The sequence below is a fragment of the Burkholderia sp. BCC1644 genome (assembly GCF_902833225.1).
Lineage (GTDB): Bacteria > Pseudomonadota > Gammaproteobacteria > Burkholderiales > Burkholderiaceae > Burkholderia.
This window is the reverse complement of sequence record NZ_CADFEI010000004.1, coordinates 155,819-170,055: the sequence shown is the minus strand read 5'-3', so window position 1 is coordinate 170,055 and position 14,237 is coordinate 155,819. Positions and strand designations below refer to the sequence as shown.

Here is a 14,237-nt window from a genome sequence, read left to right as displayed (position 1 = left end):
GCCGTTCATTCGTCAGTCGGTCACCTTCCCTCTTCCGGACTTCACCACGCTGCGGCGCGACTTGTGCTCGAGCCGACGTTCCTTCGACGCGCGCGTCGGCCGCGTCGCAACGCGTGCGCGCGGCGTGAACGCGACGCTGCCGATCAGCGTATCGAGCCGCGCCAGCGCGGCCTCGCGATTCTTCTCCTGCGTGCGGTATTCCTGCGACTTGATCACGACGATGCCGTCGCGCGTGATGCGCTGGTCGGACAGTGCGAGGAGCCGCTCCTTGATGACCGCCGGCAGCGACGACGCGCGGATGTCGAAGCGCAGGTGAATCGCACTCGACACCTTGTTCACGTTTTGCCCGCCCGCGCCCTGTGCGCGCACGGCCGTCCATTCCACGTCGGCCGGATCGAGCGTATAGCGGATCATCATCGCGAAGCCTCCGTGCGGCGCCGCGCAAGCGCTTCGTCGACGCGCGCCGCGAGCCCCGAATCGCGCTGCGTGCGCGTCGCGACCGCCTGCGCCAGCACGCGCCGCGGCCCGATCACCTGGACACGCGTGCGGGCACGCGTGACGGCCGTATAGACCAGCTCGCGCGTGAGCACCCGGCTGAACGATGCCGGCAGCACAAGCGCGGCTTCGTCGAATTCCGAGCCCTGCGATTTGTGAACGGTCAGCGCGAACGCCGTTTCGTGCGGCGGCAGCGCAGCCGGCGACACCGCACGCGCGGTGCCGTCCGCGCGCCTGAACCACACGCGCAGCACGCCATGCGCATCGGGCAACGCGATGCCGATGTCGCCGTTGAACAGCCCGAGCGCATAGTCGTTGCGCGTCACCATGATCGGTCGCCCGGTGAACCAGTGCGCGCCGACCGCGAGCGGCACGCGAGCGGCGTGCCGCACATGCGCGGCCACGAGCGCGTTGACGTGCTCCGCCCCGCGCGAGCCGTTGCGGGTCGCGCACAGGATCCGAAACCGGTTGAGCACGTCGAACAGCGGCAGCGGATCGGGCACGGGCGCGGTCAGTGCGTCGCGCAACGCGTCGAGGTACGCGCCGAACCGTCTTGCGAGCCGCTCGACCGTCGACGGTGCGAGCGCGTCGCCCGCATCGTCGTGGAACGACGCGGCGGCCGCGTCGTCGGCGGGCAGCGCATCGAGCGCGGCCTGCACGTCGCCGCTGCGGATCGCGAGCGACAGCCGCCCGATCGGTGAATCGAGACCGAAACGGTAATTGCGTTCGAGCCAGACGACGCAATCCGCGAGTGGTGCCGGCCCGGGCATGGCGGACGCTGCGGCGGCTTCGCCGGTCGATGGCGATGTGGTCGCCGTCATCGACGCAAGCGCCACGTCGCCGGCGTCGAACGGCGGCAGTTCGACGGCGTCGAGCCATGCAAGTTCGTCGGCTTCGATCCATGCGGGCGTGTCACCCGCTGTAACGGTGCCGCCGATCTCGGCCGGCGCCGGGACGGCGGGCGGTGGCGACACGATCCCGGCCGACGAAACTTCGTCATCCTGCGGTTCGTCGTCGAAGAGCGATGCCTGTCGCGGATCGGCCTTCGCCCGGGACGCCGGTTTGCGTGAAACGGAAGCCGATGTCGAAGGTGACGCCGGGGCTTGCGCCGAAGCGAAAGCCGGACTCGTAGCCGGAACCCCTGCGGCTGCAGCTTCGTCCGGCACCGGCAACGCCGCGACGAACGCCGCCTCGTCGATGCCGAGCGCCTGTGCGATGCGCGTGCGCGCCGCGGCCGTAAAGGCAGGCCGCGCGCTCAGCTCCGCGAACACGGCACCCGCTTCAACCGCGGCCAGTTGATCCTTGTCACCGAGCAGCACGAGCCGCGCGCCCGGCGCAAGCGCGTCGAGCAGATGCGCGGCGAGCGCGACGTCGATCATCGACGCTTCGTCGACGACGATCAGGTCGTACGGCAGCGGACTGTCGCGATGATGGCGAAAGCCGGCCGCCCCGCCGCCGCCCAGCAGCCGATGCAGCGTATACGACGTATCGGGCAAACGCGCCGCCAGCTCGGGCGGCAAGTCGCCGGCCCGTGCATGCAGCGCTTCCTGCATCCGCTGTGCGGCCTTGCCGGTCGGTGCGGCCAGCGCGATGCGCAGCCCCGGGTGCGCGTCGAGCAGACAGGCCAGCACGCCGACGACGGTCGTCGTCTTGCCCGTGCCGGGGCCGCCGCTGACGATCGTCACGCGGCCCGTCAGCGCGACGATCGCCGCCACGCGCTGCCAGTCGACTTCGCCGGTCGCCGGCCCGAAGTAACGCGCGAGACTGTCGCGCAGCCGGTCGGGCGACAGCCCTTCATCCGGTGCTGCGGCACCGGCCTGCGCGACGAGCGCATCGGCAAGCCGCCGTTCGTAATCGAAATAGCGCGACAGATACAGGTGGTCGTGCCGGTCGACGATCAGCGGCCGCTCGTCGCCACGCGCAAGCGTGCCGAACGCGACCACGCCGCTCGCGGCGAGCGCCGCGCGAACCTCGTCGAGCGGTGCTTCGTAGCGCTGCGCGAGCGCGCCGAGCGCGACGCATACGTGACCGCCGGCCGTCGCACGGCTCGTCGCGAACGCGGCGCGTGCCGCCCAGCGCGCCGCTGCGGACGGCGCGCCGGCGCGCCGCGCGAGATCGCCGATCCGACGCGCGAAGCCTTCCGCGAGCGCAATGCCGAAATCGGCCGGCTCGGGCAGCCGCGCGACGAGGCCGCCGGTAAATTCGAGCGTGTCGTCCGACGCGTTCATGCGCGGCCCCCTTCCATCATCCGGTCGAGGGCATCGACGAGCGCACGCGCGGGCCGGCGCGCATGCACGCCGGACGGCTCGCCGCCGCTGCGCCAGTCAGGCCGCACGCCGCGCACGAACAGGTACAGGTAGCCCGCGATGTGCGTGTCGTAGTCGTAGTCGCGTAGCCGCCCGCGCAGGTAGCGATGCAGCGCGACCGTGTAGAGCAGCGCCTGCAGGTGATACGCGTGATCGGCCATCGCGACGTCGAGCGCGCGCGGGCCGTAGGCATCCGGCGTCGTGCCGAGATGGTTCGACTTCCAGTCGACGATCCAGAAGCGGCCGTCGTGTTCGACGATCATGTCGATGAAACCCTTGATGAAACCGGCGAGCATGCCCGCCTCCAGTGCAACGTCCGGATAGCCGTGCGCGACCAGCAAGCGGCGCAGCGCCATCAGGTCGAGCGACGGCGCCGGGAACAGGAAACCCATTTCGTCGAGCCGCTTCGCCGGATCGAGATTGGCGAGCCGCATGCCCGGCACGAGCTCGGTGTGCACGACATCGTCGACCAGCTGGGCCATCATCGCCGGCAACCGCGTAGCGAGCCCGGGCTCCGCCTCGACCGGCCGGTCGTGCAGCGCGCCGAGCGCGGCCTTGTGCCACGACTCGCGCTCCGTGAAGCGGCTGAGTTCGAACAGGCGGTGCAGGCATTCGCCGGCTGCCGCCCCACGCGGGAACACGAGGATGTCGTCGTCCGGCGGAACGGCTGCGACCGGCTCGTCGAAGATCCATTCGCCGTCCGGCGTCACCTCGGCAAGCGCGTCGTGATCGGGCCGCAACTCTTCGTCGGGGACGGCCGCGACGCCCGCTTCCTCGCGCGCCATCGACGCAGTCAGCGAGCTGAAGCTCGCCATCCGCCACGCGTCGCGCAGCACACGCGTCGCATGACGCGCCGCGAGCGTCTGCGACGCATCGTGCCCGGCCGCGAGACGCTCGCGGCGCGCCGGCGCCGGCAGCGGCGCGACGCTCACGGGGCCGCCCGCGAGCGCCTGCCACGCCGTATCGAGCGCCGCTTCGTCGGGCGGTTCGTCGAGCCACGCATCGAACGACTGGCCGGCGCCAGCGACGAGCCAGTTGAGCACGCTGCGCCGCGCTTCACGCGTCGAGCGCGACGACAGGTACGGCCCGGCAACGACATAGCAACGATAGACCGCGCGCGTGAGCGCCACATAGACGAGCCGCGCGCGCTCCGCGGCCTGCTCGCGCAACGCCTGCCGCGCCGCGTGCGCAGCCGCCTCGTCGTCGCATCCGTAATGCAGCACGGCGTCGCCCGCTTCGTCGTGATATTCGCGCGCATCGGGCAGCGCGGACGAAGGCGGCTCGCGCAATCCGCCGTCGTTCAGGAACGGACAGAACACGATTGCGTATTCCAGCCCCTTCGACTTGTGCACGGTCACGATCTGCACGAGGTTGCGATCGGATTCGAGCCGCAACTGCGCTTCCTCGCCGCCGCCGTCAAGCCGTTGCGCGGCGAGCCAGCGCAGCGTCGGTGCGATGCCCGGCTGCGCGGATGCGCGCGCCTGCGTCAGTTCGGCCAGATGGTTGATGTCGGTCACGCGACGCTCGCCATCCGCACCGGCCATCAACCGCTCGGCGATCCGCAGCTCGCGCGTGAACGTGCGCCACATCACCGCGAAACCGCGTTCGCGCCACAGCAGCCGATAGCGCGAGAAGCGCTCGACCCAGCTCATCGCGTCGGTGCTGTCGGATGCTTCGTTTCGCGCATCGCCGTCACCCTGCTCCATCCGCCACAGCGCACCGGCATCGAGGCCGAACCAGTCGGACGCGAGCGCCGCGCGCAGACGCCGCAAGTCGCCCGGCGCATCGATCGCCGCCAGCACGCGTTCGAGCTGCTCGGCGTCGCCGGTCGAGAACACCGACGCCTGCGCCAGCTCGACGCTGCCGATGCCCCACGTGGCGAGCACGCGCTTCACGAGACTGCCCTGCCGGTGCGTCTGCACGAGCACCGCGATGTCGCCCGGCGACAGCGGCGACTTGCCGAGCCGCACGTGCCCTTCGCGCGCGCCACGCATCAGCCGCGCGATCTCGGCGGCACAGGCCTGCGCGGCCTGTGCCTGTGCATCGCGCTTGAGCAACGTGCCTTCGCCGCCCGGCAACGCCCAGACCCGGAAGTCGCCGGCCGGGCCCGGATCGGTTTCGTCGACGAACGGCGCGCGCACGCGCGTGCCGGCGCGCACCGCGTAATAGTCGAGCCCGTCGAGCACGAAGGCGCGCGGATTCGACATGAAGAAGCGGTTGCACGCATCGACGATCGCGGGCGTCGAACGCTGGTTGACCGCGAGCGTGTAGCACGCGCTCGCCCGCGCGCGCGCCGCCAGATAGGTATGCAGATCGGCCGCGCGGAAGCTGTAGATCGCCTGCTTCGGATCGCCGACGAGGAACAGCGGGCCGCCCGGCGCGAAGATCCGGTCGAAGATCGCGAACTGCAGCGGGTCGGTGTCCTGGAACTCGTCGATCAGTGCGGCCGGATAGCGCGCGCGCAGCGTCTCGGCGAGCCACGGATGCGCATGCAGCGCGTGGTACAGGTTCGCCAGCAGATCGTCGAACGACACGACGCGCCGCGTGCGCTTGCGCTCGGCCAGCTCGCCCGGCGCCACGTCGAGCCAGTCGGCGATCAGTGCGAGCCAGCGCGCGCGCTGTGCGGCCTCGGCGGCCGCCACCGCGGCTTCGAGCGCGTCGGCGACATCGAAGAACGCATGCGCGGGCGTCACGCCGCCTTTTTTGGTCGCCTTCACCAGTGCGGATTGCGTGAGCTTCAACGCGGCCTTCGGCAGCGCGGCCGTCGCGTCGCCCTGCGCGAAATGCGCAGTCCATGCGGCCAGCGCATCGGCGACCGCATCGGGCTTGTGCGAGCGCTGGTTGAGCACCGGCTGCGCCGTGCGAAGCAACGCATCGATTGCATCGCGCTCGGCCGCCCACATCCGCGACGCCTCGGCGAAACATTCGGCCGCTGCGGCTTCGGCCGACTCGTCCGGTTCGGTCACGCCGTCCCAGCGCAGCGCGGCGAGCGGCTTCTTCAGCCGGCGCGCGAGCTGCGCATCGAGCGCCGCCGGACCGGCGCCCGATTCGACGAGCCAGGTCGCAAATCCCGGCCAGCGTGCGGCCGCCGGTTCGACGCGCGTGCGCCAGAAATCCGCCGCGAGTTCGAAGCGCAGCGACGCGTCGTCGGCCTCCATGTCGAACGCGAACGGCATCGCCGCCGCGAACGGCGCTTCCTGCAGTGCGCGCTGGCAGAACGCGTGGATCGTGTGGATCGCGGCCTGGTCGAACGCACGCAGCGCGCGCCGGATCCGCTTTGCGGCCGTCTCCGGATCGAGCGCGCCGTCTTCGCCGAGCGTGGTCTCGAGCAGGCGTGCGACGAACGGATCGCCGCCGTCGTCGCCCGTGTCGAGCGCATGCGCAAGCTGCGCGAGCCGGCTGCGAATCCGCTCGTGCAGTTCGGCCGTCGCCGCCTTCGTGAAGGTCACGACGAGAATCTCGTCAGCGCCGAGATCCTTCTCGAGCAACAGGCGCACATACAGCGCGCAGATGTTCCAGGTCTTGCCGGTGCCGGCCGATGCCTCGATCTGGTTGACGCCGTCGAGCGGGCACGCGAACACGTCGAGTTCGACCGCCTGCTGCGGCTGCGACACGGCGCTCATGCGACCTCCTTCAGATGCTCGATGAGCGGCTCGAACACGAGCTTCGCGAGTGTGCCGAACGGCTCGTCGAGCGACGGGTGTGCGCCGCGCCACGCGATCGCGATGGCCGGATCGTCGGCTTCGCTCACGACGCGTTCGTTGATCCACACGCTGGCGGCCTTGGCTTCGCCGTCGGATACCCTCGCCCACGCGCTGCGCGGAAAGAACCGCAGCGGCATGCGCCGCCCCGCGCGAAACAGTGCGGCAAGCGGCGCGAGCCGCTCCAGCGGCGCTGCGACGGGCGTCAGCTCGAACGCGCCGCCGCTGCCGAACCACAGCGTGCGGCGCGGGCCGTCGGGCTCGACCGCACAGTAGACGAGATGCGCGAGCCACGCGGAAAGATAGTCGCGCGCACTCGACCGTGCGTAGCGGTAGATGATCTGGCCGGCCGGCGTCAACCGGTTCAGCGTGCCATGCAGTTCGAGCGGCGCGCTCACCGCGTCGGCCAACAGCATCGCGTCGTCGGTGCCGAACAACGCCTGCTCCGTATCGGGCCACGCCGGCACGACCGTGAGCGAGAACGGCCGCCGCTCGATGCCGTCGGCCAGCGCTCGGCGCACGCTCGACGCCAGTTGCGTCATCGAGCCGAGCGCCTGGTCGCGCCATACCGCGCCCGTCGCACCGCCCGGCAGTTCGGGGCTCGCGTCGGCAATGCGCAGCGCGTGGTCGTGCACGCCGCCCTCGTCCGATTCGATCAACAGCGGCAACACGCGCTCGGCGAGCGCATCGCTGCCGGCGAAGTCGAGCGAGAACGGTTCGGTATCGAGCAGTTCGGCTTGCGCGTCGGCAAGCACGATGCCGAGCCGGCCGCGCAGCAACGCACGCGCCGGATGACGCCAGAAGCGTTCGAATTCGCTGAACGCGACGGGCTCGACCGGTTCGGCCGGCAGCGGCTGCGCGAAGAACGGCAACTCGCGCGGGCCGTCGCGCGACACTTCCGCGGCAAGCAGCGACGCAAGCGTCGCACGCTCGGCGTCATAGGACACGAGCGTGCTGCCAGGCTGGAAATACGCGGCCGCGAACGGTTGCAGTGGATGCTCGACGATGAACGCGCGCCGCGCGGCATCGACTTCATCCGGTGCGGCGTCGGGCCCGGCCGTGACGATCGCCAGATGATCGAGCAACTCGTCGACGAGTGCCGCGGGCGGCAACGGCGCGTTGTCGCGAATGCTGCGGCCCGTGTAGGCAATCAGCAGCCGGTCGCGTGCGGCGAGCAGCAGGTCGAGAAACAGGTTGCGCTCGTCGTCGCGGCGCTGCCGGTCGCCGAGCTTCGGCAACACGGCCATCAGGTCAAACTCGTCCGCGCGAGCGAGGCTCGGCAGCACGCCGTCGTCCATCCCGAGCAGGCAGACGACGCGATACGGCAGCCCGCGCAGGCTCGTCAGCGACGAGAACGTGACACCGCCCCACGGCACCCCGCCGCGCGCCGGATCGTCGAGTGCCGCGGCCAATCCCGCGCGGACGACGGCCGCCGGCAATGCTTCGTCGGGCGCGCCCTCCGTCATCGCGGCCAGCATCGCGTCGAGCGCATCGCGCACGCCGGCCAGCGCGTCCGCATACGCGGCGCCCGAATCGAAGAAGCGTGCGAGCGTGTCGGCGAACAGTTCGCTCCAGCCGCCCGGCGTGTGCGATTCGGCCAGGCGCCGCGCGAAGCCGTCGAGATCGTCGGTGAAGCGCGCAAGCCGGCCGAGCAGTTCGGCCTCGCTGCCCGTGGCCGCCTCGATCGGCAGCCACGCTCCGATCGGCGCCGCACCCTCCGGCATCGCATAACCGAGAAAGAGCCGCGCGAGCGCGTCGGAGAACGTGTGGCGCGGTGCGGGCACGGCCGCGTCGTCGCTGGCGAGCGGCGACAACCCGCGCCGCGCGCCGGCGGCCGCGAGCCAGGTCTGCACCGTCTCGAGCGCAGCCGCGTCGATGTCGTAGCGCGCGGCCACTGCATCGACGCGCAGCCATTCGACCAGCTCCGGCGCGCCGACCTGCCGTTCCGGCAATGCGAGCCAGTCGAGCAGCACGCGGGCGACCGGGTTCGCCTGCGACGGCGGCAGGCCGGTGATCCGGTACGGCACGCGCGCGCCGCCGGCGCCGGCCGTGCCGAACACGGCATCGATCAGCGGCCCGGCCGCCGCGAGGTCGGCCACCGCGACCAGCACGTCGGACGGCTGCAGGCTCGCGTCGGCGTCGAACCACGCGAGCAGGCGGTCGTGCAGCACTTCGAGCTGGCGCGCGAGGCTGTGGCACACGTGCACCTCGATGCCGCGCTCGGCCGGCGTGTCGCCGGTTTCGGCCTCCGGCTGCAGTTCGAGGATCGCGTTCTGCACGCGCGCGAGCCACGTGGACTCGGGATTCGCGACGAAGCGCGACGCATCGCCTGACGCGGCGCTTTCGGTGAGTTCGTGCAGCATGTGCAACTGTGCCTGCGTCTGCCTGCCCCACTCGGCGAGCAGCGGATGGCCGACTTCCTGGTAGTCGAGCCGCCCGGCCGCGTCGAGCGCCTCGGCATGCGCGGCCGTGACGATGTCGAACCAGAATTCGCGGCACGGGTTCAGCGCATAGACACGCACGTCGATCCAGCGCGACAGCTCGCGCAGCAGCGCGACGTGCAGCGGCGGCATCGTCGGCAGCGCGAACACGCTGACCGATTCCGGCCAGTGCGCACGCGCGCGCGCGACCGTTTCCGGATCGAGATGGCGCGCCTCGACGAGGAAGCGATGCGCGGGCGGCGTGACGCTGTCGCTCAGCTCGGCGAGCAGCGCGCGCCACAGCGCGGCCTGCCAGTGCTCGTCGTCGCGCGCGGCGTCGCTGATCCCCCGTGGCGCGCCGTCGCCCGCGAGCACGGATTCTCCCGCCTGCCACGCGGCCAGCCATTCGGGACGGTAGGTCAGGTAATGATCGAGCACGGCCGCGACGCGGTGCGCAAGCTCGTAGCGCATCGCATCGTCGGACGCGGACAGATAGGCGGCCAGCCGCGGCGACGCGAGCCACGGCGCGCCGCCGGCCGCCTGCGCGAACAGCCGGTAGCAGCGCCACACGAGGCGGTCGGGCGCGAACGGCGAGCGCTTGGGCACGTCCATCACGCGGCCGATCTGCGCCCACAGCCATTGCGCGAGATACGTGAACTCGACGTTCGCGCACACGCCGTTGCGCGCGGCGATGTCGAGCTCGAGGCGACGGCGCAGCGCCGCACTCGGCACGATGACCTGTTGCGGCGCCCACGGGCCGTTGCGGGCCGGGAACGCGGCCAGATCCTCGAGCAGCGCGTCGGCCAGCGTTTCGTGACGGTTCGAATAGAAGAGATGGAGCATGAAGCGGGCGTCGGAACCTCGCACCGGCCGGGCCGGGCGAACAGGATCACCAAGGATAGCAAATGGACCGCCGCCGCGAACCTCGGCCGGAAAGCCAGGTTTTGCGGACCGCGAAATACGATAGACTCGTCGCCAGTCAATACGCCGCCCCCGGGCGTCTTCGTCTGCCATTCAGCCCATCGATGCGCTATTCGGTCGAAATCAGAAAGTTTTTCTACAGCCAGTACTTTTTCGGCGGCCTGCGGATCGCGGTCGGCGTTTCGCTGCCGGCCGTGCTGTGCCTGATCGTGTTTCACAACCGCGAACTCGGCTTCACGATCTCGACGGGCGCGCTCGGCGCCTGCGTCGTCGACATGCCGGGCCCGCTCAAGTACAAGCACAACGAAATGCTCGCGTGCAGCGTGATCGGCTTCCTGGCCGCGCTCGCCACCGGCCTCGCGACACCGAACATCTTCGCGCTGTGGCTCACGATCGTGCCGCTCACGTTCGTGCTGTCGCTGATCGTCGTCTACGGCAACCGCTGGCCGCAGATCAGCTTCGCGACGCTGTTCATGATGGTGATGACGCTCGAGGAGAAGTTCACGCCGCTGCAGGCGTTCATCAACGCCGGCTGGATTCTCGCGGGCGGCCTCTGGTACACGTACTGGGCCACGCTCGTGTCGCAATGGCAGGCACGCCGGATCGAGCAGCAGGCGCTCGCCGAAAGCTTGTTCGCCTGCGCCGACTACCTGCTCGCCCGCGCGCAGTTCTACGATCTCGACGCCGACCTCGACGAGTGCTACCGCAATCTGGTCGCCCGGCAGATCACCGCGGTCGAAACGCAGGAAACCGCGCGCGACATCGTGCTGCGCAACCTGCCGAAGCTGCGGCGCGGCAAGCTCGATCCCGGCCGCACGACGATGTACAACCTGTTCATCAACAGCGTCGACCTGCACGAGCTGTTCGTCGGCGCGCACACCGATTACCCGCTGGTGCGCAACACGTTCGGCGGCTCGGACCTGATCATCTTCTATCGCGACCTGATCCGCAAGGCGGCCCGCGATCTCGAGGAGATCGGCCTCGCGGTGCTCGAAAACCGCGCACCGCATTCGCGGATCAGCGTGAAGGCCGAGCTGCGCGCGATCGAGTACGAGATCGAGCTGATGCGCAAGAAGAACTTCCCGGCCACCAACGCGGAGGCGTATGCGGCCGTGCTCGCGACGTTCCGGCGCATCTGGAGCGCGACGCGCCTGATCGACCGGATGCGCCGCAACCTGTCGGGCCACGCCGATCCGCAGCAAACCGAACTGAAGATCGACAAGGCGCTCACGCGCTTCCTGCAGCGCCGCCGGATGTCGCCGCTCCTGATCTTCTCGAACCTGAACATGCGCTCGCCGAGCTTCCGCCACGCGCTGCGCGTGACGATCGCGGTCGCGGTCGGGTTCTGGCTCGGCCGGCTGCTGCCGCTCACGAACGCGTACTGGATCGTGATGACGACCATCATCATCCTGAAGCCCGGCTACTCGCTCACCAAGCAGCGCAACGCCCAGCGGATCATCGGCACGCTGATCGGCTGCGCGGCCAGCATCGCGCTGATCTACACGGTGAAGGAGCCGCACCTGCTGATCGCGATCATGTTCGGGTCGATGGTAATGAGCTACAGCCTGCTGCTGTTCAACTACGCGGCGAGCGTCGTGTTCACGTCGTCGTACGTGCTGCTGATGTTCCACCTGCTCGCGCCGGGCAGCATGCGGATCATCGGCGAACGTGCGATCGACACGGTGGTCGGCTGCATGATCGCGATCGCCGCGAGCCGGCTGTTCCCGTACTGGGAATACCGGCTGATGGGCAAGCTCGTCACCGACATGCTGACGTCCACCCGCAAGTATTTCGAGGCCGTGTGGCGCGCCGGGCGCGGCATGTCGCCGCCGCCGGTCCCGGCCGCCGACGGCGCGGCCGTCGTCCCGGGCGTGGCGGCAGTGGTCGAGTCGCCCGCCGCGAGCCTCGACGACGACTATCGCTACCGCCTTGCACGCAAGGACGTGCACATCGCATTCGCGAACCTCGGGCAGGCATTCCAGCGCATGATGATCGAGCCGAAGGCGCACCAGCGCTTCGTACCCGAGCTGAACGACCTGCTCGTGCAGACGCACGTGCTCGGCGCGCAGATAACGGCCGCCGCGCCGCTGATCCGCAGCGCATGCGCGGCCGACGGCGGCATCCTGCACGACGACGCGCTGCAGCGCGGCCTCACCGCCGTGCTGGACAATCTCGAGAAAGCCGAAGCCGGCGAGCCGCCGCCTGCCGACCAGATCGACGCCTCGAAGCAGATCACGCGGGATCTCGACGCGATGGTCGTGTCCGCGGAGAAATCCGATGCGGTCGGCGCCGAGCTCACGCACGACCTGAAAGTGCTCGCGCACCAGTGCAAGCAGATGCTCGCGTCGTCGCAGCTGATCCGCAAGGATGCGAGCGTGATCCGCCTGCCCGCCTGACCCCGAATCACTGGCCGGCAAGCCGGCCCGCGCACACCGCGGGTCGGCCACCGGCGCTCCCCGCTTCAACGATCTCCCCCAAGCATGTCGCGTCCGCCTCACGTGGCCCGCCCGCACGCCGCGCGCTCGCCCCACGCCCTATTCCGCTCATCGCGCCAGTCAGGGAATACCCGATTCCGGTCACCCGGCCCGGCTTGTTATCATTCGTTCACATTCAAGTTGTATAGACAACTTGAGCCAATCGGACCGGCCACGCTCGCCCGGTCCGTCGCATAACGATATCGGAGACTCGATGAAAAACTTGCAGCGCCACCTGAGCGCGCGGCACATCCGCTTTCTCGCGCTCGGCTCGGCGATCGGCACGGGCCTGTTCTACGGTTCGGCGTCCGCGATCCAGCTCGCGGGCCCGGCCGTGATCCTGGCGTACATCCTGGGCGGCGCGGCCGTCTACATGGTGATGCGCGCGCTCGGCGAGATGGCCGTGCGCGAACCCGTCGCCGGCTCGTTCGGCCATTACGCGACCGAGAACCTCGGCCCGTTCGCGGGATTCGTCACCGGCTGGACCTACACGCTCGAAATGGTGATCGTCGCGATCGCCGACATCACCGCGTTCGGCATCTACATGGGCTTCTGGTTTCCGGACGTCCCGCAATGGATCTGGGTGCTCGGCGTCGTCGCGATCATCTGCGGGCTGAACCTGTGCCACGTCAAGGTGTTCGGCGAACTCGAATTCTGGCTGTCGATCATCAAGGTCGGCGCGATCGTCGCGATGATCGGCGGCGGCGTCGCGATCCTGCTGACCGGCATGCACTTCGGCCATTCGGCCGACGTGCCGACGTTCGCGAACCTGTGGAACCACGGCGGCTTCTTGCCGAACGGCATGGGCGGGCTGATCGCGTCGCTGTCGGTCGTGATCTTCGCGTACGGCGGCATCGAGGTGATCGGGATGAGCGCCGGCGAAGCGAAGGACCCGGAACGCGTGATTCCGCGTGCGATCAACGCGGTGCCCGCGCGTATCCTGTTGTTCTACGTGCTGACGATGGTCGTGCTGATGTCGATCAGCCCATGGACGGGCGTCGGCGGCGACGGCAGCCCGTTCGTGCAGATCTTCTCGGCGCTCGGCGTGAAGTCGGCTGCGACGATCCTCAACCTGGTCGTGATCAGCGCGGCGATCTCGGCGATCAACAGCGATATCTTCGGCGCGGGCCGGATGATGTTCGGGATGGCGCGACAGGGCCAGGCGCCGCGCGTGCTGATGACGACGTCGCGGCACGGTGTGCCGTGGGTCACGGTGCTCGTGATGGCCGGCGCGCTGCTCGTCGGCGTGGTGCTGAACTACCTGATGCCGAAGGACGTGTTCCTGGTGGTCGCCGCGATCGCGACGTTCGCGACCGTGTGGGTCTGGCTGATGATCCTGCTGTCGCAGGTCGCGATGCGTCGCCGCCTGTCGAGCGCCGAAGTCGCCGCGCTGAAGTTCAAGGTGCCGCTGTGGCCGGTCGCGCCCGCGCTGACGATCGCGTTCATGGGTTTCGTGATCGTGATGCTCGGCTGGTTCGAGGATACGCGCGTCGCGCTGTATGTCGGCGCGGCCTGGCTCGCGCTGCTCGCGGCCGTGTTCTATGCACGGATCCGCCCGAAATTCGCCCCTGCGTCACGTTGACGCACGGCTGACCTGAATGCGCGGCGCGCCTCGTTCGGCGCCCGCTGCTGCCCCGGCTCCGCGCGACGTCAGTCGCGCCGGAAGCCGCGGATTGCTCCCCTTCGCATGCCCCGCGCACGCGGCCCGGCCGGGCCGCGCACCGGCACGTCAGTGCGATGCCGCGCTCGCGGCCTCGGCCGGATGGGCCTCGTCGTACGCACGCTTCTGCGAAATCGCGTTGTACAGGATCGTCCCGATCACGAGCAGCACGGCCACGACGATCAGGATGCTCACGTTGCGGACAGGGTTCTTCTTGCGCTGATCGTTCATGGTCGGTGCGTCTCCGTCAAATTCATCGA

Annotated in this window: 7 protein-coding genes; 2 read left to right on the top strand and 5 right to left on the bottom strand. The window is 69.7% G+C overall.

Annotation, left to right across the window (positions count from 1 at the left end):
* Positions 1-12: 12 nt before the first annotated feature.
* From arfB to recC, 4 genes are read right to left on the bottom strand one after another with little or no spacing between them, the layout of a single operon-like run.
* Positions 13-417, bottom strand: coding sequence for an alternative ribosome rescue aminoacyl-tRNA hydrolase ArfB (gene arfB / locus HWX87_RS09575; RefSeq protein ID WP_176046914.1), 405 nt, complete (start codon positions 415-417; stop codon positions 13-15).
* Positions 414-2,723: an AAA family ATPase gene (locus tag HWX87_RS09570; RefSeq protein ID WP_176046913.1), complete on the bottom strand. Its 2,310-nt coding sequence runs from the start codon at positions 2,721-2,723 to the stop codon at positions 414-416. Before HWX87_RS09570 ends, arfB begins: the two co-directional genes overlap by 4 nt.
* Positions 2,720-6,424: an exodeoxyribonuclease V subunit beta gene (gene recB / locus HWX87_RS09565; protein WP_176046912.1), complete on the bottom strand. Its 3,705-nt coding sequence runs from the start codon at positions 6,422-6,424 to the stop codon at positions 2,720-2,722. The genes HWX87_RS09570 and recB overlap by 4 nt, the downstream gene beginning before the upstream one ends.
* The gene (recC, locus tag HWX87_RS09560; RefSeq protein ID WP_176046911.1) at positions 6,421-9,765 is read right to left on the bottom strand and encodes an exodeoxyribonuclease V subunit gamma; all 3,345 of its coding nucleotides are present in this window, start codon (positions 9,763-9,765) and stop codon (positions 6,421-6,423) included. The genes recB and recC overlap by 4 nt, the downstream gene beginning before the upstream one ends.
* 182 nt (positions 9,766-9,947) lie before the next feature.
* Between recC and HWX87_RS09555 the strand changes: the two genes are divergently transcribed.
* Both HWX87_RS09555 and HWX87_RS09550 read left to right on the top strand, forming a co-directional pair.
* Positions 9,948-12,239, top strand: a complete 2,292-nt coding sequence (locus HWX87_RS09555) for an FUSC family membrane protein (RefSeq protein ID WP_176046910.1) — start codon at positions 9,948-9,950, stop codon at positions 12,237-12,239.
* 292 nt (positions 12,240-12,531) lie between these two features.
* Positions 12,532-13,899 (top strand): amino acid permease, encoded by a 1,368-nt coding sequence (locus HWX87_RS09550; protein ID WP_176046909.1) that lies wholly within the window; start codon positions 12,532-12,534, stop codon positions 13,897-13,899.
* A gap of 147 nt (positions 13,900-14,046) precedes the next feature.
* Here HWX87_RS09550 and HWX87_RS09545 read toward each other — a convergent pair whose 3' ends face one another.
* Entirely contained in the window at positions 14,047-14,208 is a 162-nt protein-coding gene (locus HWX87_RS09545; protein ID WP_009688068.1) for a hypothetical protein, read from the bottom strand.
* Positions 14,209-14,237 lie beyond the last annotated feature (29 nt).

Coding starts and splice junctions, on each gene's coding strand:
- HWX87_RS09545 (WP_009688068.1), bottom strand. CDS start 14,208: ATGAACGATCAGCGCAAGAAGAACCCTGTCCGCAACGTGAGCATCCTG.
- arfB (WP_176046914.1), bottom strand. CDS start 417: ATGATGATCCGCTATACGCTCGATCCGGCCGACGTGGAATGGACGGCC.
- recC (WP_176046911.1), bottom strand. CDS start 9,765: ATGCTCCATCTCTTCTATTCGAACCGTCACGAAACGCTGGCCGACGCG.
- HWX87_RS09555 (WP_176046910.1), top strand. CDS start 9,948: ATGCGCTATTCGGTCGAAATCAGAAAGTTTTTCTACAGCCAGTACTTT.
- HWX87_RS09570 (WP_176046913.1), bottom strand. CDS start 2,723: ATGAACGCGTCGGACGACACGCTCGAATTTACCGGCGGCCTCGTCGCG.
- recB (WP_176046912.1), bottom strand. CDS start 6,424: ATGAGCGCCGTGTCGCAGCCGCAGCAGGCGGTCGAACTCGACGTGTTC.
- HWX87_RS09550 (WP_176046909.1), top strand. CDS start 12,532: ATGAAAAACTTGCAGCGCCACCTGAGCGCGCGGCACATCCGCTTTCTC.